This window comes from Paenibacillus sp. MER TA 81-3, assembly GCF_023713585.1.
In the GTDB taxonomy this organism is placed as follows: Bacteria; Bacillota; Bacilli; order Paenibacillales; family Paenibacillaceae; genus Paenibacillus_B; species Paenibacillus_B profundus.
The window spans coordinates 22,958-44,055 of sequence record NZ_JAMAWB010000005.1 but is presented as its reverse complement, the minus strand read 5'-3'; the positions used below and the strand labels follow the sequence as shown (position 1 = coordinate 44,055).

The window sequence follows — 21,098 nt, the reverse complement described above, 5'->3', positions numbered from 1 at the left end:
AAGGAGACCATGATGGGGTCTCGACAGAAAAGGGGCGATCCGCTGGATCGCCCCTTTTGCTTGTCTCTGTTGTAATCTTTGCCGTCCCGCCTACACGCCGTAACAACGCCGCGCATTATTCCGCAGCAGTTCCGCCGCTTCACCGATGTCCATCGCGTGAATTCGCGCCCACGTTCCGGCAACCTCACGGACCATCGAAGGTACAGTCACCTGACCCGCACACGGGCCTTCAAACGGCCATGGCCCATCCGTCTCAGTCATTGCTTGCTCCACCGGATAGCGGCGGGCCAGTGCCTGTATTTCCTCTTCATACACAATGTCCGGCGTGAATGAAACGAAATACCCGTTCCGCGCCATTTGCTCCACTGTCCGCGCATCTCCCTTGAACCAGTGAAAATGCGCCTTCTTCACACTGCTGCGCTCCAGCAAATCAATGACGAGCGGAGCATCGTCATACACGGCATGCAGCACGATTGGCTTATTCCATGCCGCTGCCCGCTTAACGAAGTGCTCCAGCAGCTCCATATACGGCTGACGCTCAAAGGGCCGCCCCTGCTCCAGCACCTCTTGTCGCATATAGTACGGCAGCCCGACCTCGCCTACTGCGATCATGTCTTCCCCATGCGCATCCATCCAAGCGAGCAGGCTGGCAAGTTCGGCATCGGCCGGCAGCGTCTGCTCGGGGTGAAAGCCGTAAGCCGGCAGCACTCGCCCGGGATAACGCTCGGCCCACGCCTTCGTGCGCTTGCCCGATTCCAGCCCCATCGATACCGCCACGACATAATCGAGGCCCGGCGCTACCAGCGCTTGCTCGAGAGCCGCTGTATCCTCGGGCGGATACAGGTCCAAATGAATATGACTGTCCACCATATTCGCAAGCTGTTCAATCTGTTCAGGATGATTAGAATGATTAGGATGCTTGCGCTGCACCGTCATCTCTCTCCGCCCCCTATTTCGCTTCGCCGTATTTCAATGCGCCATCCGTTCCGCTTCCATTGCCCGGCTTATCGTTCTTCCCTTTGCCTTGCTCCATCATACGGGCGTTCCCCATCAGCGCGATACAGATGAGCGCCAAGGCAACCGGCACGAGGGCCCACATGAAGGTGCCGCCGATGGAATCGCCAAGCGCGTCAGACATACCCTTTAGCACTTCAGGCGGTAAGTTCTGGCTCTGACCCGCATTAAGCAGCTGTTCCGGCTTAATATCGGCAGCTGCGCCACCCTCAGGGAACATCTCCTTCATGCGGCTGGCAAAGATGCCCGATTGCACAGAACCGAACACAGTAATCCCAATCGTCATCCCGAGCGAACGGGAAAAGGAGGCCGTCGAGTTGGCCGCTCCGCGCTGGTGATATTCCATGCCATGCATCGATGCCATGCTGATCAAGGAGAAGGAGAACCCTACACCAAAACCGGTTAACACCATGTACAGCGTAATTAACGCACGCGGTGTATCGGCCGACAGCGTGCTTAGCGAAAGTATACCTGCGGTAAAGAAAAAGCCGGATATAATCATCAATTTGCGATAGCTTGTTCTAGATGCCATAATTCCGCCAATCGAGCTCGTAATGACAGACCCCACCATCATCGGTGTCAGAACAAGACCGCTGTTCGAGGCCGCTCCGCCATATACCCCCTGAACGAACAACGGAATATATACAGTGGCGAGGACGAACGTGACTCCATAGAAGAATCCCACGCCCTGGCTGGCTGCGAACAGACGGCGCTTAAAGAGTGAGAACGATATAATCGGTTCCTTCACACGCTGTTCAATAAGAAGGAATGCAATCAGGAAGACGACAAACGTTGCGAATAGTCCTAGAATGACCGGCGAACTCCACTCAAACTTTTTGCCGCCGAGCTCCAGTGCGAACATAAAGCTCACTACGGCAACGACCAACGTAACCGCACCGCCCCAGTCAATCCGCTGCTTCGTTGTCTTTGCTGTCTCTCTGTAGAACTGTAAAATAAACCATAATGACAGAACACCAAGCGGCAGGTTAATGTAGAACACCCATTCCCAGCCGACATACTCGGTAATATAGGCGCCCAGCAGCGGCCCGGCCACACTTGATATACCGAATACCGCCCCGAACAGTCCAGTCATTTTGCCCCGCTTCTCCACCGGGAACACATCATAAATAATCGTAAATGCAATCGGCATTAAAGCGCCTCCGCCAATTCCTTGAATAGCGCGGTATACGCTTAGCATTACAATGCTGTCCGCAGTTCCGCACAATGCACTGCCGATCAAGAAGACGAGAAGGCCAAATATGTAGAACCGTTTGCGTCCGTACATGTCCGACAGCTTTCCGAATATCGGCATGCCTGCCATCGTCGCAACCATATATGCGGAAGTAACCCAGACGTATTGCTCATATCCGCCCATCTGCCCGACAATGGTCGGCATCGCAGTCGCCACGATGGTGTTATCCATCGCCGACATCAAAATACCGAGCAGCAGTCCGGCAACGACGAAGCGTAAGTTGCTGTCCTTTGCTATCATTCTGTTTCCTCCCCAATCGAAACAGCTTTGCCGTCCCCTCGTTATGGACGAAACCGTTTCTGCGCGACAAATAAGTCGAGTATGAAGGTGATAAGCACATCATACTCAATCATCCAGAAAACTGCAGTTCCACTGTTCCGTTAACCTTCTTTTTTTGACAGAACCTCATTATAAACGTAAAAACTAACATTTTCCACCCAAATATGAACGGTTAGTCATCCGCATCACATCGCTGTAAATGGTAAGAAAACGATGCGATGTCCGCCGGTGCACAGATCACATCCAGTAGCAACTTATCTTAATTCGTTAACGCGATCTATTCCGGTGATGCAGCTCGTATCATTCGCAGCGTATAATCTGCCCGTGCCGGGATCATCATCACTCGAATCGTCTTGCCGTGCGGGGTCACCTTTAGGCCCTAGATATTGTTTTGAATAAAATGTCTCCCGGTTGAGTCCAGCTTTCACTGTTAAGCCTTTCACTGTAATCTTTTCAAATCCTCTCATCTATTAATGATAGTATCCCTAAACATACGCCTAGTTGGTTTACGTCTGTCTTTTCAAATCCATTTAGCGGACAGCGATTTCGTGATTTCCCAATGTGATACCGGCCCGCGAAGCAAGATGATCTGCACCTTTTTGAACACGCAATGTTAATAAATTGTGTTGATAAAGCTATTCGTATGCAATTACTGAAAAACGCAAGCCCTGTAATATTGTCAGGTCAGATAGGGCTTGAGATATTCGGTAAACACTCCGTAATAGAGCCTGTCCAAATGCTTCCTTTTTGAACATGCACTAAACGTAAAAAAGGGCTGCTCTCCTGTGGAGACAACCCTTGCCGTATTATTCAACTGGCTTCTGAACGCTGTGCAGCAGCTCTGACAGATCCCGCTTCAAGCGGATGAACTCTGCTTCCGAGGCCAGCGCCTCGGTGCGCGGCCGCGCGAATGGCACTCGCACCTTCTGCAGCACCCGAGCTGGACGATTCGAGAGCACGTATATCGAATCGGACAGGAGCAGCGCCTCTTCAATGCTGTGCGTAATGAACAGCACGGATCGACGGTGGCGCTCCCATAGATCGATGAGCCAGCGCTGCATGCCGCTCCGCGTCAGCGCGTCCAGCGCACTGAACGGCTCGTCGAGGAGCATGAGCTCATGCGGACTCATCATGGCGCGCAGAAAAGCGACGCGCTGCTGCATGCCGCCAGACAGCTCATGCGGGTAGGCACGCTCGTAGCCAGACAGGCCGACGTTCGCGAGCCACTTCCGCGCCTCTTCGCGCGCCTCCTTTTTGGAGGTCCCGGCTATTTCCTGGGCGAGGATGACATTGTCCTCCACCGTGCGCCAAGGGAATAGCGCGGGCTGCTGTGGCATATAGCTGACGTGTCCCGTCTGGCCGACGACGTCTTGGCCATTCACCTGAATTGCCCCTGCCGCCGGACGGAGCAAGCCGCCGATCAGGTGGAACAAGGTGCTCTTGCCTGAGCCGGAAGGGCCGATAATGGACACGAATTCGCCTTGCTGGACCGTCAGCGACACGTTGTCCAATACGTGGAGCTTGCCCGTGCTTCCGGCAAAGGACATGCTGGCGTCCTTCAACTCAAGCGCAAATGGGCGGCCTCCTTCTCGTGCGGAATGCACATCCCGCGCTTCCGCAAGTATCGCATTTCCGTTCATGTGGCTTCTCCTTTCATCACTTTTTGTCATCGCGGCGCCAGTGGATCAGCACGCGCTCTAATGCGCGTACGACTCCGAACATCGCCAAGCTCAACAAGACGACGACCACAATCGCGACAAACATCCGATCGGTGCGGAACGCCGCCTTTTGCAGCACCATGTAATAGCCGATTCCTTTGTCCGTACCGAGCCATTCAGAAATAATGGCGCTCATGACGCTGTACGTCGCAGCAATCTTCAGGCCAGAGAACAGGGACGGCAGCGCATGCGGCAGCTCTAGCTTCCAGAATAGCTGGGCCCGCGTTGCGCCGGCCATGCGCATATAATTCAGCATCGTTCGGTCGGTCTGCGCCAGACCATCGAGCGCAGCCACGCATATCGGGAAGAAGCAGACGAGCGTGATGACGACAATCTTCGGCATCATGCCGAAGCCGAACCAAATCATGAGCAGCGGCAAGAGCGCGATGGTCGGGATGTTCTGGCTTACGATGACCAACGGATAAATGGCGTCTTTGAGCCAGGGAATCGGATGAAGCAGAAACGCGAGCAGAAGCCCTACAGCTGCCCCGACTCCGAACCCTATGATAGTTAGCTTCAGCGTTGCAAGCGTATGCACCAGGAGGGCGCTCCCGTTGTCAGACGCTTCCTTCACGATATCGAGCGGGCTCGGCAGCATCCATTTTTCTACGCCGGACACCATGACCCCGACTTGCCATAATAAGATAAATAGCAGGAACGCCGCTATGGGCGGTCCTGCCTTTGCGAGACGGCGTCGGTTCATGGCCGGTATTTCACCGTCAATTCATCCATCGTAATGCCAGAAGGCATGTACAAAATTTTGACCTGGGAAATGACGTTCAAACTACCCAATTCGATCATCGCTTCGTTCATCCGTTCAATGACCTGCATCAATTCACTCAGTTCGCCTTCCATCGTCGTTTCCAGCGGTCCCACTTGATACTTCACGCCTGAGGCTTGAATGACTTCGATCGCACGGTCCACGTAAGGGATCACATTTTCCCCATTCTTCGTCTTCGGAATAATTTGAATGCTCACTAAGCTGTTCACCATTTTATTTCTCCTCCTTAGTCAAGTCTCCTATCCGTTCTGCACATTCCCTTCTCGTGTCCTTCTGAATGTTAAGCCGAAGGAAGGAAATCGTTCGTGTACGCTTTATCGATATCAATCGCTTTTTCCATCAGCTTGTGGTCGAGCAGCCAGTTCATGTAGTTATCCCACACTTCCCGCTTCTGCTCGCCCCAACGTGCCGCATCATCCTGATATTTCGAGCTGAGCCATTTCTGGCTTGCCACAACCAAATCTTTATCCAAGTCCGGAACGGCCTTCAAAAAAAGATCGGCTGCATCCTCCGGCTTGTCGATCGCGTATTGATAGCCTTTGGAGGTTGCGCGCATAAATGCTTTTATAAGTTCAGGATCCTCTTGAATCAGCTTTTCATTCGTCGCAATGACCGGAGTATAGTAATCTAATTTATCCGAGTATTGATTAACATACATCATATCTATCGGCTCATTGCGCAGCTCGGCTTCGATGCCCGTCCAGGCGTAGAAAATCCACGCGAAGTCGATATCCTTCTTTACGGCCGTAAAGAAATCCGCCGAACCCATGTTGACGTTCTTGATTTTGTCATAGTCCGCGCCTTCCTTCTCCATAAGAGAACGGATTACCATCTCTTCCACAGGAGAGCCCCAGCCCCCGTATGTTTTGCCTTCGAAATCCTTCGGCGTCTTAATATTTTTGTCCTTCGGCGCTGCGAAGCCTGACGTATTGTGCTGAATGATGGCGGCAATGGACACAATCGGCACGTTCTGTACGCGCGCAAGTGTAATGCCCTCTTGAATGCTGATGCCGAACTGCGCCTCGCCGGAAGCGATCATCGCATCGGCTCCGCCGGTGCCCGGTTGGATAATCTCCACATTCAAGCCTTCCTCTTCATAGAAGCCCTGCTCCTTCGCAACATAGAGGCCGGTATGGTTCGTATTCGGAGTCCACTCCAGCACCACCTTGACGTCCTTCTTCTCCTTCGGCTGCTCCGTGTCCTGATCTTGAGCACCGCTTTGCGCCGCCTCATTATTTTGAGGCGCTGCCTCTTGACCCTTTCCTCCGCATGCAGCCAGCACAACAGTCATCATCATGACAAGTGCGAGCAACCATCCGCGTGCCATCCGCGTTCTTTGCATCGTCAATCCCCCGCCTTTCTATTCGTTCATAACTCTTTCGTTTCGTGCTTTTCAACGGCGTGACGACAACCAATGCATGCTATGAAAATAAAAAAAGCGCCCCTCATCGGGACGCTGTTCTGCCATTATATGCGTACATGCGAAAATGCATGGTGCGATGACCGCCATCTTCTCCTTCTTTCAAGTTAATGCTTGCCCGTCTCGCCGCTGCGTATAACCTTCGGAAGCCACTTGGCGTTCCAGAAGCGCAGCAAGTTACAGGACATCTGACAAGCATGAAACCTGATATTAGAGACGCGGTTCAACGTCTTTCCTACGCTGGCATTATCCAGATCAGGTGTAAGGGTCGGTATCTTTAATGGGATACAATCTCAGCCGGCCATATTCCAGCACCCCTAGCGTGCGTATATAGTTGTCGAAGTTTGCCGTTTCATTCGTAATTATAGTCCCCGGTCAACGTAAAGTCCAGCATTTTGGACCCGAATGAACCCCTTCGTCTACATCGTTTCTACACATTTTTCATGTACATTAATTCACAAGGAGGGATGAACAATGAAAAAGAGTGTCATCGCTATTACCGTGCTGGCCGCAGTCTTCGTCATGGGCACGGCTGCTTATGCGGCTGTGGATGATTCCGGGTTCGGGCAAATGCTCCCATGGATGAAGCAAATGCATCCATCAATGAATGACAATGAGTTGGAGCAAATGTATAACGATTGCCATGGCCGAAACGCTGAACGGACGCGCGGCATGATGCAGAACGATATTCCGGCCGAATGGAGATAGAAGCATTTTCACAGTTGTGTTAAAAGAGAAACCCAATTCCGCAGGGAGTTGGGTTTCACAATATTCTGTAGCTGCCTTAGTAATAGAAACTTTTTTTCTTGTCTCCGAAATGATATAGCCATCCAACATAAACGTAATCGAGGCCTTTCGAAGATGGGCGACCGCGTTTGAAGCAAGTTCTATGTGCTATCATACTCTCTGTCAAATAGTAAGGTATTTCGACTCTTTATCATGAACGAAATGTTCCGTTCGTACAGTGGCGCGTTCAGACTGATGGGGAATCGCTTCATCCGACACTTTGCTCCATTCTTCCCAACCTTCAGGGGGCGGGCATTCCATCGGGGTTTCATCCGGCACTTTGCTCCGTTCTCCCCACCCTTCAGGGGACGGGCATTCCATCGGGGTTTCATCCGACACTTTGCTCCGTTCTCCCCAACCTTCAGGGGACGGGCATTCCATCGGGGCCTCATCCGACACTTTGCTCCGTTCTCCCCATCCTTCAGGGGCGGGCATTCCATCGGGGTTTCATCCGACACTTTGCTCCATTCTCCCCATCCTTCAGGGGACGGGCATTCCATCGGGGCCTCATCCGACACTTTGCTCCGTTCTCCCCATCCTTCAGGGGGCGGGCATTCCATCGGGGCCTCATCCGACACTTTGCTCCGTTCTCCCCATCCCTCAGGGGGCGGGCATTCCATCGGGGCCTCATCCGACACTTTGTTCCGTTCTCCCCATCCTTCAGGGGGCGGGCATTCCATGGGAGCTTCATCCGACACTTTGCTCCGTTCTCCCCATCCTTCAGAGGGCGGGCATTCCATCGGGGTTTCATCCGACACTTTGCTCCATTCTCCCCATCCTTCAGGGGGCGGGCATTCCATCGGGGTTTCATCCGGCACTTTGCTCCGTTCTCCCCACCCTTCAGGGGACGGGCATTCCATCGGGGTTTCATCCGACACTTTGCTCCATTCTCCCCTTCCATCAGGAGGCTGTATGCCAATGAACATTTCTGGATAACTGCCATTATAATTGGACACCTCATGGCATGATGTCTATACGACACGGCATGTCCTATATCCTCGACATGATCCTTCCTGACTGTATGGGAGAATGGAGCAATGGAGCAATGGACTATTGCACGGTAACCCGACACTCGATATCATGTTTTCGTTTGCAAGGGACGGGGGTGCTGCCTTTCTGAATGAAAGGGAGAGTGAGGCAAGGGATGGAAATGACATGCCTTCTCCGGGAAGGTAACGTGACGACTCCAAGGCAAAAGACATCTTCTATCCCGATTGTTTATAAACTCTATAGTGTAAAAGAAACCCGGCCGTGGGTCGGGTTTCTTTAATAAGGGATACGCACCTGCCAGTGCGTACTGCAAGCGCTTTGGACCTCCATGCTAACTATCGTCGGCTTCTCCGTCACCCCTCAGCCGTAAGCTCGTCATACCAGCGCTTTACATCCGCCGTCAGTCGTTCCACCAGCTCTGGATGTTCCTCGGCCAAGTTAACACGCTCGCCCGGATCGTCAGATAGGTCGGACAGATGAACTTCATCCGGCTGTCCCTTGTAGAAGTCCAGCATCCCGTTGAGCACAAGCTTCCAATTGCCTTCGCGCACGGCAAGCTGCTTGCCGTATTCCCAGTACAGCCGCTCATGTGGGGAGGTCCCGGCTTGTGTCAGCATCGGCTTCAGACTGCGCTCGGCAAATGTATCCGCCGCATACGGCACGCCCACCCAATCCAGCACCGTCGGCACTATATCAGCCATCATGACCGGCTCATCGTTCACGCTGCCGCATGTGCCGCCCCGAAGCGCATCCGGCACGTACAGAATGGCCGGCTCGCGGATGCCGCCGTCAAACAAGCTCGCCTTATGCCCGCGGAAGATGCCGGCGCTGCCGCCATAATATTCGTCCTCGCGTCCGTCCAGCCAGTTGCGCGCTTCCGAGGACGGCCCGTTCGGCGTTCGTATAGCGTCCGATCCTTAGCACCCTAAATCGCCATATCCCAAGTCATCGCAATATATTAAGATTACATTTGGCTTTCTATACATTGCTGTAAGTCCTCCCTATTTATCTCTTAGGCGCATGCGCACAAATTCAATAAGCAAACTGTCGTCATGCTCCTTCATCCATGAAGCCAACGCCTGCCGCATATCGGCCAACATATCGGCATAGGATGTGTGCCCAACCAGGTTAACTAACTCATGCGGATCGTCGCGCAGATTGTACAACTCGTCAATATCGCCGCAGTTGAATACATACTTGTAATCGCCGCGCCGAATCATACGCTGCGTGAACATGACACCGCCAAGTCCAGCCCCTTCCGTGACGACCGATTCTGGCCAATCGTCTACCTCCTTGCCTTCTATCAAAGGCAACAACGAACGGCCATCCGTTCCTGCAGGAAGCTCATGAACGCCTGCACAGTCCAGCACGGTGGCATACAGGTCGCACATGCCTGCCATAGCGGACTCGCGCCGGCTTGCGGGCTGTCCATGGGATGGCTTAATGAGAAGCGGAATGCGGCACGTTTCGTCATACATAAAAAAGCCTTTGTCGCACAGTCCGCCATGGATGCCGAGCGATTCCCCGTGGTCGGCGCAAAACATAATAACAGTATTTTCGTAAATGCCGCGCTGCTTCAGGAAGTCAACGATGCGTCCAATCTGTGCGTCAATATGGGTCATGCTCGCATAATAGTGCTTCACGAAAGGCTCGAACACGATCCAATCCGTCACCGGACTTCGTTTAATGTCATGTATGAGCGGCTTGTTCACTTCCCTTTCCTGGAAGTTCTGCCACGGCGGCATCGATATATTACGGTATAAATCCAGTGTGCTGCTGGGCGCAATATAAGGCTCATGCGGCCCCCAGTAATGAATGCCCATCATGAATGGCCGCTCCCTCTCCAGAAAACGTTCCATGTGAAACATGGCGCAATTTGTCAAATAATGCTCGATCGTCGTCTCAACAGGAGACGTCACTTCTGCCGCAAAATGACCTTCGTAATGCCCGCTGATGCGGTGCTCTATTTTCAGTTCCAGTCCGGCATCCGCCAAGTATTTCCTGAACTGTGGATAATTCCATCCGCCGCCCCCATGCCCAGGAAAGTCATCCCCCTCATAACCGACATCGGAAGGCAGGGAACGATGACCTGCCATGATGTCCGGGAACGCCACATGCTTCAAGTTGCGGTCGAACTTGGAGCGTTCCACCGGGCCTTGCCCGAGATGCCATTTGCCCGTATGTCCGATGCTATAATTCGTATGCCGCTGCAGTTGGCGGCTGAGCAGACCTGGACTGTCCGGAAGCTCGTTGACAATGCAACCCAACGTGTACGTATTAGTCTGCATGCCGTGCTTGAACGGATACATGCCGGTCTGAAGCGAAGCTCTTGCCGGCGTGCAGACCGGACAAGTCGTATAGGCATTGTCGAATACCACGCTGTCTGCGGCTAACGCATCCAGATTAGGTGTCTGGCACAATGTATTCGGGTCATAACAGCGCAGCGTGTCGCGGCGCTGTTGATCGGTGACGATCATAATGATGTTGGGACTCTGTTCGTTCATGCTCAAGTACCTCCTCTATGTGTGGGCTCCGTATAGTGCAGGTTCTATGAAAACTGGATATAGCAAGAACAGCGAAGCCGAGCCTTTTCCGGCTGCGGCCTCGCTGTATATCCAATTATTGCTTCGTTTTCTTCCACTCATCAATTTGACGCTGTGCTACCTCCATCACTTTCTCAATACCGGCCTGTTTATATTTTTCCATGGCCTTCGGCACATACACTTTCGGATCAACGGTTCCTGTCGTCAGCGTCTTCATGAATTCGTCCGTCACGTTCTGCACGGCCGCAATCTCGGTGCGAATCTTGGACGTATCCAGTGCAAAGCCAAGCAACGGCGCATTGATAGCTGAGTTGTTGAAATCATCGAACTTCTGCCATTTGTCTTTCGGATCTGCCGGCAGCAAATCAAGCAAGAACAGGTTGCCCAGGGTGAAGGTCGGCAAATCGTAGCGTTCCTTCTTAGCAGGCAGCAGATCAATCGTCTGATCGTCCACCCGCTTATAGTGCTCGCCTTCGATGCCGTAGTTAATCAGGTTGCGCAAATATTTGTCCGTGTTGAGCAAGTTCAGGAATTCCATCGATTTCTCCGGATATTTCGATGTCGCAGAAATCGCCATCATCGACCCGGTAACGGACCAGTTGTATACTATCGGAGCCTCAGCCGGTTGAACGACGACTTTGTCTGGAATTCCCTCAGACCAGCTATTCTCCGCATACGGCTGGTAATGCGCCGTATCGACGAACCAACGTCCTGTCTTCAGCGCTTCACTTGCATTGGCATCGGTATACGACGCGACATCAGAAGGCAAATAACCCGCCTTATAATATTTGCGCATCGTTTCGAACTGCGCCATCTGCTCTGGGGTATCGAGCGTAAGCTGCAGCTTCAAGTCTTTGGAATCGAGCGGAACGCCGATTGGAATGTCCGCGTTAATGATATAATCGAACATTTGCGGCAGACCGATTTTGGAGTTGATCGGCTTGATGTTTTCTTTCTCAAGCACCGTCTTCAGCATTGGCTCCAAATCTTCAAGTGTCTTCACTTTTGTAATATCAAACCCATATTTATCGACCAGCGTCTTATTGAAGCGGAACACCCGCTGCGCCGGAAGCTCTTTGTTGACTGGAATCGCATACAGCTTGCCGTTAATCTTCGCTCCTTCAAGGAAGGATGGGTGGAGCGCTTCCTTAATGCCTTTTCCGTATTGGTCCACCAAATCATTCAATTCAAGGAAGGCTCCCTTTTGCGAGTTGTTAATATAGTTAAATGCCCAGGAACAAGTAAATGCAATATCATACGGTTCGCCGGAAGCAGCAATAACTTGCATCTTCTGGTCATAATCGCCCCAATCCAGCATCTTCATCTTGATGGTGGCGCCGATTTTCTCCTTCGTATATTCGTTCACTTTCGCCATGACTTTGTCTACATCCGACTGCGGAGTGCCAATCGTATACCAGATAAGTTCGACGGGCTTCTCATCCTTCTTAGCCGTTTCGCCGGAAGCATCGCCCGGCTTGGCCCCGGAAGAGCTGTTGCCGCATGCCGCTAGCACCATCGATGACATGAGCACCATAATGAGAGTGAGCAGTAATGTCTTCTTTCCATGGTTCATAGTAAATCCCCCTTGCTGCAAGATGGTGTGCTAAAACTGTTAACCTTAGTTGATAGTATCTTACCCTTGCAAATGGACTTCATGAGCTATAATGGAATTACTGCAATAAGCGAGGTGAAGGATTACAAACGATGCGGAATGCATCGCCCCCCCCATTTGTAATCGCTTACATTGTTTATATCTTTATTATATTTGACCTATTGAATAGAATCAATCTAATTTTCTTACCATTACGCTTCCGATCACTTACACTCCAGGCTGCCACTACTGATCCCTTGACGCTGCGCGATGCTCGGAGGCAGCTAGTCGCAGCAATGACTGCAGATAGCATGCAATCTATCATTCCACGAAGCCAAACAAGCACCTCCCCGCATCGGTTCATGCGGTCCAGGAGGTGCTTGTTTTAATTGAAATGGGAGTTCTGCATGCATAAGCATGTGCAACCTGACCCGCTATTTGCACAGCAGCTTATTCGCTGTCACTGTGGCAACATGAACGAGCCCTATTCTTTGCGAAGGTTTTATGAAGCCGCGAGAAAACCTCTAGCGAGACCTTTCAAAGATGGGGGATCGCGTTTAGACTGACGGGGATTCGCTTCATCCGACCCTTTGCTTCGTTCTCCCCTTCCGTCAGGCGACGGTACGCTCAGGGGGCGACATACAACCCTTTGCTTCGTTCTCCCCTTCCATCAGAAAACGGCACACCTAAGGAAAACGCTGGTTCAACGCCGTCAAGCGGCCGCACTCCCAAGGACGACTCTGGTTCACTGCCATCATGCTCAACCGTTTATACCCTGGTATCTATGCAACACGTCATGCGCCTTGGCCCCATCGTTATCCTTCCTGACTGTATGGGAGAATGAAACTAAGAGCCGTTCTAGGAAAGTCTGGACCGAAATCATGGTTTCGTTTGAAAATAGGGGCTGAATTTCTGAATGATGGGGAGAGTGAAGCAATGGGTGTACAGGCATACTTTCTCCAGGAACGGGAACGCCCAAAAGCCTGCCTTCCTTTTCATACAAAAGGAAAACAGGCCAGCAAGCCGAACCTATAGGGGCGACTCGGATGCGTCAGTTAGAAGTCCGATCCCGCTCCAGATAGTCCGGCACACGGAAGCTTCTTGCCCAATACAGAAACGGTGTCGATGCAATGGATAAGATTAGCTTCACCACGTAAGTGGTCAAAAAAATCTGGAACCAGACGTCCCACGTATATAACCCGGATCCGGCAAAGGCAATCGTGCAGAAAACGAGAGAATCGGCCAATTGACTAATACCGGTGCTTCCGTTGCTGCGAATCCAAAGCTGGTTTGCTTTCGGATATTTTGCCCTTACCAAGGCAAACAGCTTCACGTCGAGAAACTGGCTAACAAAATATGCCGTCAAGCTGCCTAGCGCCAGACGCGGCATGAGACCGAAGATCGTTTCGAGCGACGGCTGGGCAATGTCGGTTGGCTGCGGCGTGAAGACGAGCGCCATCTGCATGATGACCGTCGTCATAATAAGCGTAAAGAATCCGAACCATACGGCACGGCGCGCTTCCTTCGGCCCGTACTTCTCGTTCAGTAAATCAGACGTCATGAACAGGCTGGCATTGGCCGTATTGCCAAGCGTCATGACGATGCCAAACATTTCGATCGTCTTAGCGACTTGAATGTTCGCGATAACGGTCATTACTCCTATCCAGGCATATAAGCCGTACTTACCGAACAGCCGGTAGCAGAGCAAAAAGAACGCAAAGTTCGCCAAAACGAACGTGACGCCCCACACAAAATTAAACATGATGCAATCCCCTTTAGTTTTGATTACGCGGGATGGTTTCGAACCGCGACGCCTTGCCAGAACATCATCTACAGATGGGATAGTGCCGGGCGCAGTCGTTAACTTTAACATAAATGAATGAGAAAGCCAATACAAAAATCGCATGTCCGGAGTGCTTGGAACCAGACATGCGAAGAGATTTAATTTCCTTATTCATACGAATGACTATTCAAGACGGCATCTCCCAAAACTCATGGCCCTGGTCAGATTTTAAATAATCTATCCCCTGCTGCATGGCTTTGATTTGCGCCTGGTAGTCCTGCATAACGGTCTCCTTGACGATCATGCCGGATTTCTCCAATTGCTTCAGTGCCGGATAGACGGAACCATAGCTGGCATCAAAAAAATGGGATAACTCTATTTCATATTCCTGTTTAATGTCATATCCCGACTTAGGACCTTGCATGAGCAGACCGAGTACGATGTCTTTCGCTTGCAACATCTTTTCACCTCATAGTTTGTTCGGCAAAGTTTGTTTTTGCAAAGAGCATGTAGGTGTTGACATATGATCCGAATGCATCTGATTTTACGGTGTCTTTATTGTATAAGATAGAGGCTAACATGGCAAAGTATGGTGTAGAGTATTTTAAAAATTGTTTATTCAGTGTGACATTTATCACATCTAAAATATGGACTCGATGTTATAATTGGGTTGTCAAAAGGTTAGTTAAAATTTTCACAAAGTATTTTTGAATAAGGAAAAGGTGGGGACTGAAATGAAAAAGAAACTTGTACTGTTGTTATCCGCAGTATTGGTCGTAGGCATGCTGGCTGGCTGCGGCGATAAGAAAGAAGAAGCGAAGGAACCTGCAACAGGCACGGAAACAACTACTGACACAAACACAGCTACGGAAGCCCAATACAAAGATGGCGACTACCATGCCGAAGCAGCTGACTTTGACGAAAAATCCGGCTGGAAAGATACCCTCGACATTACTGTAAAAGATGGCAAAATTACAGCAGTTAACTGGGACGCTGTCAGCAAAGACGGCGGCAAAACAAAGAAAGAATTGGGCGAAGAGTATGGCATGAAAAAAGCCGGATCTGAGTTCGAATGGAGCGAGCAAGCCAAGAAAATGGATGAAGAATTGATCGCGAAGCAAGATCCTAAAGCTGTTGCAGTTAACGGCGAAGGCAAAACAGACGCTGTATCTGGCGTATCCATCCACGTAAGTGGCTTCGTGCAATTGGCTGAACAAGCGTTGGCTCAAGCGAAGTAAGACGAATCTCTTATTTTCCTTGATGGAAATAGGTAAGACTTTGGAAGCTCCGCTGTAGGAAAGCAAGATGGTCAACGAGCATGCTTTGGACGGCTTGGTGCATCATTGCTTTTACTCGCGGGGCTCCATTGTTGATAGCATGAAGTTCAATTTTTAACCATTTACAAATAAATAGCTATCGCAGGGGTGAAACCATGAAAAAGATCGTTGTCTTGGGCGGCGGTTACGGTGGGGTCCTGACGGCGAAGAAGCTGGCGAATCGTCTAAAAAAAGACAAAGACGTCAGCATCACGCTGATAGACCGCAAACCTTTCCATACGATGATGACCGAGCTGCACGAAGTTGCGGCCTGCCGTGTTGATGAAGAAGCCATCAAGATGGACCTGAAGCAAATCTTTGCCGGTCGCAAAGTAGAAGTCGTATTGGATGAAGTTACGAATATCGACTTCGACGGTAAAGCATTGAAAGGCAAGAAAAAATCTTACGATTATGATTATCTCGTAATCGGTACCGGGTGCAAGCCATCCTTCTTCGGCATTTCCGGTGCGGAAGAAAACTCATTCTCGCTGTGGTCCTTCGAGGACGCAGTCGTATTGAAGCATCAAATCCGTCAAATGTTCATGGATGCAACGAAAGTATCGGATCCAGAACTGCGCAAGCAAATGCTGACATTCGTCGTCGTCGGCGCCGGGTTTACCGGTGTGGAAATGATCGGCGAATTGGCGGAATACCGTGAAGAGCTGTGCCACGAATTCTGTGTGGACGAGTCAGAAGTTCGCCTTGTCGTAGCCGATATGGCTCCGAAGATTTTGCCTATTCTGCCGCAGAATCTGATTGACAAAGCGGATAAATATCTCCGCAAAATGAAGGTTGAAATTGTAACCGGGGCTAAAATTTCCGGTGTTACGCCGAATTCCGTCGTTCTCGGTGAGAATAACGAGATCAAATCGAGCACCGTCATTTGGACGGCCGGTGTCGAAGGTTCCGACCTCGTCGGCAACCTCGACGTACAGCAGCAAGGGCGCAAACGTATTCTAACGAACGACAAGCTGCAGTCCGTTGACCATGAAAATGTGTATGTTGTCGGCGACAACATCTTCTATATTCCGGAAGGCGAAGAGCGTCCCGTTCCGCAAATGGTCGAGAACGCAGAGCATTCCGCAGGTCTCATCGCCCACAATATCACTTGTGACATCAAGGGCGGAACGAAGAAATCCTACAAGCCGACGTTCCACGGTACGATGGTGTGTATCGGTGGCCGTTATGGGGTAGCTGCCGTGGGCACGCCGAAGAAAATGTTCCACTTCTCAGGCTTCATGGCGATGTTCTTCAAACATATGATCAATATTGTGTACTTCTTGCAAGTACTCGGATTCCATAAGATTTGGTCTTACATGATGCACGAATTCTTCCATGTTAGAAACCGCAGAAGCTTCGTCGGCGGTCACTTCTCGAAACGTTCGCCGAATTTCTGGCTCGTTCCGCTGCGGATTTATATCGGTGTCATGTGGCTGATGCAAGGCTGGGAAAAAGGCGCAAAATTGCTGAAGGATCCTTCCCAGATGTTCTTGATCCCGCCTAAGGCGATGGACGGCGTAACGGCTGCTTCGCAAGCGGTGGATGCGGTGCATTCAACCGTAGATGCTCAGACGGCGGCATCGGCCGTAGAAGGCGCAAGCTCGGCCATCAAAGCGATTCCAGTGCCTAACTTCATTAAGGGCATTGTGGATTGGTCGATGGATTTAATGTTCTACACGCATGACGGCGGCTATACGACGATGGCTTACATTTTCCAAGGCTGCATGGTTGCGGCTGAAGTCATCTTCGGCATTATGCTCATCTTGGGCTTGTTCACAGCTATCGCTTCGATAGCAACATGTGCAATGGGCGTCATGATTTACACGTCCGGCATGGCTCCTTATGAAATGTTCTGGTACTTCTTCGGCGGCATCGCGCTTATCGGCGGTTCCGGCAGCACGTTCGGTGCGGATTACTATCTGTACCCTCGCCTGAAACGAATCTGGAAGAAGATACCGTTCGTGAAACGTTGGTACCTTTACACGGATTAATACGTAAATAAGAATAGTCTTTATTGCATATAGGAAAAGTAATGTGTACCATGTGTCACATTACTTTCCTTATTTCTGAGGGAAGCGGGGGGTTCCCATGAATCGGCAACTCATAATGGAAACAGGTCGGCTCCTGACGCAAGAGATGCCGCCTGAAGCAGGCATCCGATTGACGGTCGGAAGCGATGAACATTTTCTGTTGGATATGGCGAGCGCGCTGCATGCCTACGATATGGAGCCAGATGAGCGGCGGGCGCTGCTCGGCTGCTATTGGCTGCTTCGTCAAGCCATGCGCACCCATCAGCATGTTCCTGCCGAGGAACAACTTGCGGGTAAAACCGTATTGGACGGCGACTTTTTGATGAGCATGTATTACCAATTCGCCGTTCGCCACGGACAGATGAAGCTCGTCATCGACTTGGCCACAACGAACAAGCGCATTCAGATTCGGCGCGCGGAAGGCAACACGACGGATATGCTTCTGCACCAGCGCATATGCCGGTTTCTAGCGAAGCATTACAAGCAGGTGGCTTATGAAGTCATATAACGATTCGCTTCACGAGCAGTTGAATATCCCGCTGCAGCGCATTAATCGCGATTTAGAACGCATCGTTCTGCACGATCCGGATGTATCCTCCCGATCCATTGTCGCTCAAAGCGTCTTGGAACTCATCCGTGCAGGCGGCAAGCGCCTTCGTCCGATGATGACGATCGTAGGCAGCCGATTCGGCACTGAGCCGGAATCCGACGACGCATACCGTCTTGCTGCTGTCGTCGAGCTTATCCATGCGGCCTCGCTCGTTCATGACGATATTTTGGACCAGGCGGATATGCGGCGTGGCCAACCGGCCCTGCACCGCAAGACGGGCATATATAAAGCGGTGCATATCGGCAATTACATGATGAGCCGTGTCATCGAGCTGATGACTTCCAACGTCCAAGAGCCCGAACGTTACATTCAGGACGTAGCGTCCGTGACGACGACCCAGCTATGCATTGGCGAATACCAGCAGATGCATCATCGCTACAATTTCGAGCTGTCGCTTGATGAATACTGGGAGAAGACGCGCAACAAGACCGCGCTCCTGATGGCGACATGCTTGCAGGTCGGGGCGAAAGCCTCCAATGCCGACGACAGGGTATCGGAGCTGCTATATGCCTTCGGCGACCATCTTGGCATGGCGTTTCAAGTTCGCGACGATATTATGGACTTTACCAAGTCTGCGGAACAATTGGGCAAACCAGCCGGTGCGGACCTTCGCAACGGCCATGCAACACTGCCTGTCATATTAGCAATGAAGGACGGGGCTGTAGCGAGCAGGCTGCGCGAGCTGCGTTCGACTTCACCTGATGCGGCGTTCGACGAGGCTATTGAATTCATTCGCGCCAGCGGCGCATTGGACCAAGCGCTGTTGATGAGCCATGACTTTATGCAACGGGCATGGGACATCATTGATCAGCTCTCGGATTTCAACGCTCATGAGGATTTAAGAACGCTGTGGAACTACTTCGAAGAACGAACTTACTAACGATATCATGAGTGGAAAGCCGAACCCTTTTTGTGAAGGGCTTCGGCTTTATTGTTATCTTCATTTACAAATTGTACCGTTTACTCTTTTGCGCGTTAGGGCAAGGTGGTATTATGTTAATGTGCAGTTTGCTTGTCAAGCTATCACATCTTAGACAAAGGGGGATCGACAATGAAGCCTCGACGATTTGTAATCGAAGCCGTGATGTTAGCGGTATACGGTCAATTATTTACTCCTAAGCGCCCGGTGGAGTATATCATTCCTTACACGACCATTATGGAATTGTATGAGATGCGTTTAGAAGGCGATCAGGTGATGCCCGATCCTGAAGATGACGTACATGCCAAGCAGCAGATTGAGCAGCTCATTACTTTTTTCGAGAGCGAGCTGAATAAAAAGAAAATCGAACGTGCCTTGACGGTGCCTTGGCGTCAAAGCCCACCGCTGCTTCTGCAAGAAAACGTCTCCTGCATCATCGTGAATGCCATGGACAATGCCCGCTATGGAGAGCTGTTCGATCCAGTGGAGACTGAACTTATTCTTACTGCATTACGCGAACAAGCTCCTCTGCTCACGGATCAATTCGAGTTTGTCGGCCGTCTAATCGAGAATGAAATTCCAATTCCGATATATGATATCGATGACCTTGATTATGCGCTAGAGCAAGAGGACGCCAAAGGCGATTCCAACATGAAGTAACGACAACCCGCCCCTTCGCTGTCAGGAGGCGGGTTGTTGTTGTTTAAATGATTTATTTTCGCTGGAGCCTATGTGAAAATATCTCTGTTCATCCGTCCCCCTCTTCGCCAGATCCACTGTACAAAATACAGTCCCCATCACTTTTAATGGCCTTATCCGTACATTTCGCTATACCTTTTCCAATGGAGCTTGCTACGACCACGGGAAACAATGTAGTTCAATTTTAATAGAGGGTGCGACTTCGAAAATACTGAACATACTAGCGCTCGGTGTATAAAAGTTAATGTAACTCTCTATTTTATCAGTTATGTCATACGACATACCCGAAGAACTGCAAATGTACATTTGTTTTCACCATTTTTCTAATAAGAGCCTGAAAAACTGCAAAAATGCAATCGAAGTGTTCATTAACATGAAAAAGGGAAGCCATGCCGGGATATCGGAGCATGACCTCCCCTTGCTTATGTTATCGCAGAAAATAATCGGCCATCGTACAGAACAGGATGACCATGCTAATGACTTGGTTCAGGTTATACGACGCTACATTCATTCGTTGGCGGCTCGATGGCTTGATGATGTTGTGCTCAATCGCGAGCAGCACGACGGCAGCTCCGATGCCTGCCAAGTACAGCCAGCCTAAGCCTTGTATGAAGAACAGAGCGAGCAGCAGCACAATCATAATCGTATGCAGCGAGCGGGCGATGAAGAGAGAATCTTCGTACCCGAATATGCTCGGCACCGACCACAACCCCGTCTTGCGGTCGAATTCAATGTCCTGCGTAGCATAGATAATATCGAATCCCGCGATCCAGAGCATGACGATGGTTCCCAGAATGAACGGCGTAACGGCGAACTGCCCCGTTACCGCGAACCAGGCGCCGACTGGCGCGGAAGCAATCGTAAAGCCCAAGTACAGGTGGCATAGCCATGTAAACCGCTTCGTGTACGAGTACGAGCAGATGAGCACAATCGCTACTGGCGACAGCCAGAGACAGAGTGAATTGAGCATGCCTGCCGCTAAGATGAAGATAGCGAAATTAATGATGACGAACAGCGTCACTTCGCGTTCCCGCAGCAGCTTGCGCGGCATATGGCGGTGCGCGGTGCGCGGGTTCGCTTCGTCGAAGCGCCGATCCACGAGTCTATTAAAGGCGTTCGCTCCATTCCGAGCTCCTATAAGCGCGATCAGCGACCACAGCATCACATGCGCCGAAGGTATGCCGCCTGCCGCCCAGACCATGGAGATGACGGCAAACGGCAGCGAAAACAGCGTATGCGAGAACATGACAAGCTCACCGAACATGCGCGTCTTCCGGAATACTTTCTGAATCATTTCCATGAGTTGCTCCTCCATTGCGGGACGTTCCGGCATTGTCTTCCAACTATTAAAGTCAAAACGGAATAGA

19 protein-coding genes and 1 riboswitch are annotated in these 21,098 nt (G+C 51.0%); of the genes, 6 read left to right on the top strand and 13 right to left on the bottom strand.

Features of this window, described 5'->3' with window-relative positions; genetic code table 11:
• Positions 1-90: 90 nt before the first annotated feature.
• The 6 genes from M3650_RS08275 to M3650_RS08250 form a co-directional block, all read right to left on the bottom strand.
• The gene (locus M3650_RS08275) at positions 91-936 is read right to left on the bottom strand and encodes a TatD family hydrolase (protein WP_251573721.1); all 846 of its coding nucleotides are present in this window, start codon (positions 934-936) and stop codon (positions 91-93) included.
• A gap of 13 nt (positions 937-949) precedes the next feature.
• On the bottom strand, positions 950-2,506 hold the full coding sequence (locus M3650_RS08270; protein ID WP_251573720.1) for an MDR family MFS transporter: 1,557 nt from the start codon (positions 2,504-2,506) through the stop codon (positions 950-952).
• Between the two features lie 845 nt (positions 2,507-3,351).
• Positions 3,352-4,185: an ABC transporter ATP-binding protein gene (locus M3650_RS08265; RefSeq protein WP_019420986.1), complete on the bottom strand. Its 834-nt coding sequence runs from the start codon at positions 4,183-4,185 to the stop codon at positions 3,352-3,354.
• A 16-nt stretch (positions 4,186-4,201) separates the two neighbouring features.
• Positions 4,202-4,966 (bottom strand): ABC transporter permease, encoded by a 765-nt coding sequence (locus M3650_RS08260; RefSeq protein WP_251573719.1) that lies wholly within the window; start codon positions 4,964-4,966, stop codon positions 4,202-4,204.
• Entirely contained in the window at positions 4,963-5,256 is a 294-nt protein-coding gene (locus M3650_RS08255) for a thiamine-binding protein (RefSeq protein ID WP_251573718.1), read from the bottom strand. The genes M3650_RS08260 and M3650_RS08255 overlap by 4 nt, the downstream gene beginning before the upstream one ends.
• A gap of 68 nt (positions 5,257-5,324) precedes the next feature.
• Positions 5,325-6,386, bottom strand: coding sequence for an ABC transporter substrate-binding protein (locus tag M3650_RS08250; protein WP_233696242.1), 1,062 nt, complete (start codon positions 6,384-6,386; stop codon positions 5,325-5,327).
• Between the two features lie 292 nt (positions 6,387-6,678).
• Positions 6,679-6,793, bottom strand: a riboswitch (TPP riboswitch).
• Between the two features lie 145 nt (positions 6,794-6,938).
• Between M3650_RS08250 and M3650_RS08245 the strand changes: the two genes are divergently transcribed.
• Positions 6,939-7,172: a hypothetical protein gene (locus M3650_RS08245; RefSeq protein ID WP_251573717.1), complete on the top strand. Its 234-nt coding sequence runs from the start codon at positions 6,939-6,941 to the stop codon at positions 7,170-7,172.
• A gap of 201 nt (positions 7,173-7,373) precedes the next feature.
• On the opposite strand, the gene M3650_RS08240 is transcribed toward M3650_RS08245, so the two are convergent.
• The 6 genes from M3650_RS08240 to M3650_RS08215 all read right to left on the bottom strand — a co-directional run bounded on the left by M3650_RS08240 (position 7,374) and on the right by M3650_RS08215 (position 14,617).
• Positions 7,374-7,685 (bottom strand): hypothetical protein, encoded by a 312-nt coding sequence (locus M3650_RS08240; RefSeq protein WP_251573716.1) that lies wholly within the window; start codon positions 7,683-7,685, stop codon positions 7,374-7,376.
• A 908-nt stretch (positions 7,686-8,593) separates the two neighbouring features.
• Positions 8,594-9,037 carry a sulfatase/phosphatase domain-containing protein gene (locus M3650_RS08235; RefSeq protein WP_369011100.1) on the bottom strand — a complete coding sequence of 148 codons (444 nt, stop codon included), beginning with the start codon at positions 9,035-9,037 and terminating at the stop codon, positions 8,594-8,596.
• Positions 9,038-9,241: 204 nt separating this feature from the next.
• Positions 9,242-10,744 carry a sulfatase family protein gene (locus M3650_RS08230; protein ID WP_251573715.1) on the bottom strand — a complete coding sequence of 501 codons (1,503 nt, stop codon included), beginning with the start codon at positions 10,742-10,744 and terminating at the stop codon, positions 9,242-9,244.
• A gap of 115 nt (positions 10,745-10,859) precedes the next feature.
• Positions 10,860-12,356: an ABC transporter substrate-binding protein gene (locus tag M3650_RS08225; protein WP_251573714.1), complete on the bottom strand. Its 1,497-nt coding sequence runs from the start codon at positions 12,354-12,356 to the stop codon at positions 10,860-10,862.
• Between the two features lie 1,069 nt (positions 12,357-13,425).
• Positions 13,426-14,136 carry a queuosine precursor transporter gene (locus M3650_RS08220; protein WP_019420417.1) on the bottom strand — a complete coding sequence of 237 codons (711 nt, stop codon included), beginning with the start codon at positions 14,134-14,136 and terminating at the stop codon, positions 13,426-13,428.
• A 208-nt stretch (positions 14,137-14,344) separates the two neighbouring features.
• A complete protein-coding gene (locus M3650_RS08215) occupies positions 14,345-14,617 on the bottom strand; it encodes a PadR family transcriptional regulator (protein WP_251573713.1) in 273 nt (90 codons plus the stop codon).
• Between the two features lie 274 nt (positions 14,618-14,891).
• Between M3650_RS08215 and M3650_RS08210 the strand changes: the two genes are divergently transcribed.
• From M3650_RS08210 to M3650_RS08190, 5 genes are all read left to right on the top strand, one after another.
• A complete protein-coding gene (locus tag M3650_RS08210; protein ID WP_019420415.1) occupies positions 14,892-15,395 on the top strand; it encodes an FMN-binding protein in 504 nt (167 codons plus the stop codon).
• Positions 15,396-15,589: 194 nt separating this feature from the next.
• A complete protein-coding gene (locus tag M3650_RS08205) occupies positions 15,590-17,464 on the top strand; it encodes an FAD-dependent oxidoreductase (protein WP_233696235.1) in 1,875 nt (624 codons plus the stop codon).
• A 115-nt stretch (positions 17,465-17,579) separates the two neighbouring features.
• The gene (locus M3650_RS08200; RefSeq protein WP_251573712.1) at positions 17,580-18,011 is read left to right on the top strand and encodes an adenylate kinase and related kinase; all 432 of its coding nucleotides are present in this window, start codon (positions 17,580-17,582) and stop codon (positions 18,009-18,011) included.
• Positions 17,998-18,993: a polyprenyl synthetase family protein gene (locus tag M3650_RS08195; protein WP_251573711.1), complete on the top strand. Its 996-nt coding sequence runs from the start codon at positions 17,998-18,000 to the stop codon at positions 18,991-18,993. The genes M3650_RS08200 and M3650_RS08195 overlap by 14 nt, the downstream gene beginning before the upstream one ends.
• A gap of 171 nt (positions 18,994-19,164) precedes the next feature.
• The gene (locus M3650_RS08190) at positions 19,165-19,692 is read left to right on the top strand and encodes a hypothetical protein (RefSeq protein ID WP_019420411.1); all 528 of its coding nucleotides are present in this window, start codon (positions 19,165-19,167) and stop codon (positions 19,690-19,692) included.
• A gap of 466 nt (positions 19,693-20,158) precedes the next feature.
• Here the strand turns inward: M3650_RS08190 and M3650_RS08185 are convergent, their stop codons facing one another.
• Entirely contained in the window at positions 20,159-21,031 is an 873-nt protein-coding gene (locus M3650_RS08185) for a UbiA-like polyprenyltransferase (RefSeq protein ID WP_019420410.1), read from the bottom strand.
• Positions 21,032-21,098: the final 67 nt, after the last annotated feature.

Coding starts and splice junctions, on each gene's coding strand:
- M3650_RS08275 (WP_251573721.1), bottom strand. CDS start 936: ATGACGGTGCAGCGCAAGCATCCTAATCATTCTAATCATCCTGAACAG.
- M3650_RS08270 (WP_251573720.1), bottom strand. CDS start 2,506: ATGATAGCAAAGGACAGCAACTTACGCTTCGTCGTTGCCGGACTGCTG.
- M3650_RS08265 (WP_019420986.1), bottom strand. CDS start 4,185: ATGAACGGAAATGCGATACTTGCGGAAGCGCGGGATGTGCATTCCGCA.
- M3650_RS08260 (WP_251573719.1), bottom strand. CDS start 4,966: ATGAACCGACGCCGTCTCGCAAAGGCAGGACCGCCCATAGCGGCGTTC.
- M3650_RS08255 (WP_251573718.1), bottom strand. CDS start 5,256: ATGGTGAACAGCTTAGTGAGCATTCAAATTATTCCGAAGACGAAGAAT.
- M3650_RS08250 (WP_233696242.1), bottom strand. CDS start 6,386: ATGCAAAGAACGCGGATGGCACGCGGATGGTTGCTCGCACTTGTCATG.
- M3650_RS08245 (WP_251573717.1), top strand. CDS start 6,939: ATGAAAAAGAGTGTCATCGCTATTACCGTGCTGGCCGCAGTCTTCGTC.
- M3650_RS08240 (WP_251573716.1), bottom strand. CDS start 7,685: ATGCCCGCCCCTGAAGGATGGGGAGAACGGAGCAAAGTGTCGGATGAG.
- M3650_RS08230 (WP_251573715.1), bottom strand. CDS start 10,744: ATGAACGAACAGAGTCCCAACATCATTATGATCGTCACCGATCAACAG.
- M3650_RS08225 (WP_251573714.1), bottom strand. CDS start 12,356: ATGAACCATGGAAAGAAGACATTACTGCTCACTCTCATTATGGTGCTC.
- M3650_RS08220 (WP_019420417.1), bottom strand. CDS start 14,136: ATGTTTAATTTTGTGTGGGGCGTCACGTTCGTTTTGGCGAACTTTGCG.
- M3650_RS08215 (WP_251573713.1), bottom strand. CDS start 14,617: ATGTTGCAAGCGAAAGACATCGTACTCGGTCTGCTCATGCAAGGTCCT.
- M3650_RS08210 (WP_019420415.1), top strand. CDS start 14,892: ATGAAAAAGAAACTTGTACTGTTGTTATCCGCAGTATTGGTCGTAGGC.
- M3650_RS08205 (WP_233696235.1), top strand. CDS start 15,590: ATGAAAAAGATCGTTGTCTTGGGCGGCGGTTACGGTGGGGTCCTGACG.
- M3650_RS08200 (WP_251573712.1), top strand. CDS start 17,580: ATGGAAACAGGTCGGCTCCTGACGCAAGAGATGCCGCCTGAAGCAGGC.
- M3650_RS08195 (WP_251573711.1), top strand. CDS start 17,998: ATGAAGTCATATAACGATTCGCTTCACGAGCAGTTGAATATCCCGCTG.
- M3650_RS08190 (WP_019420411.1), top strand. CDS start 19,165: ATGAAGCCTCGACGATTTGTAATCGAAGCCGTGATGTTAGCGGTATAC.
- M3650_RS08185 (WP_019420410.1), bottom strand. CDS start 21,031: ATGGAAATGATTCAGAAAGTATTCCGGAAGACGCGCATGTTCGGTGAG.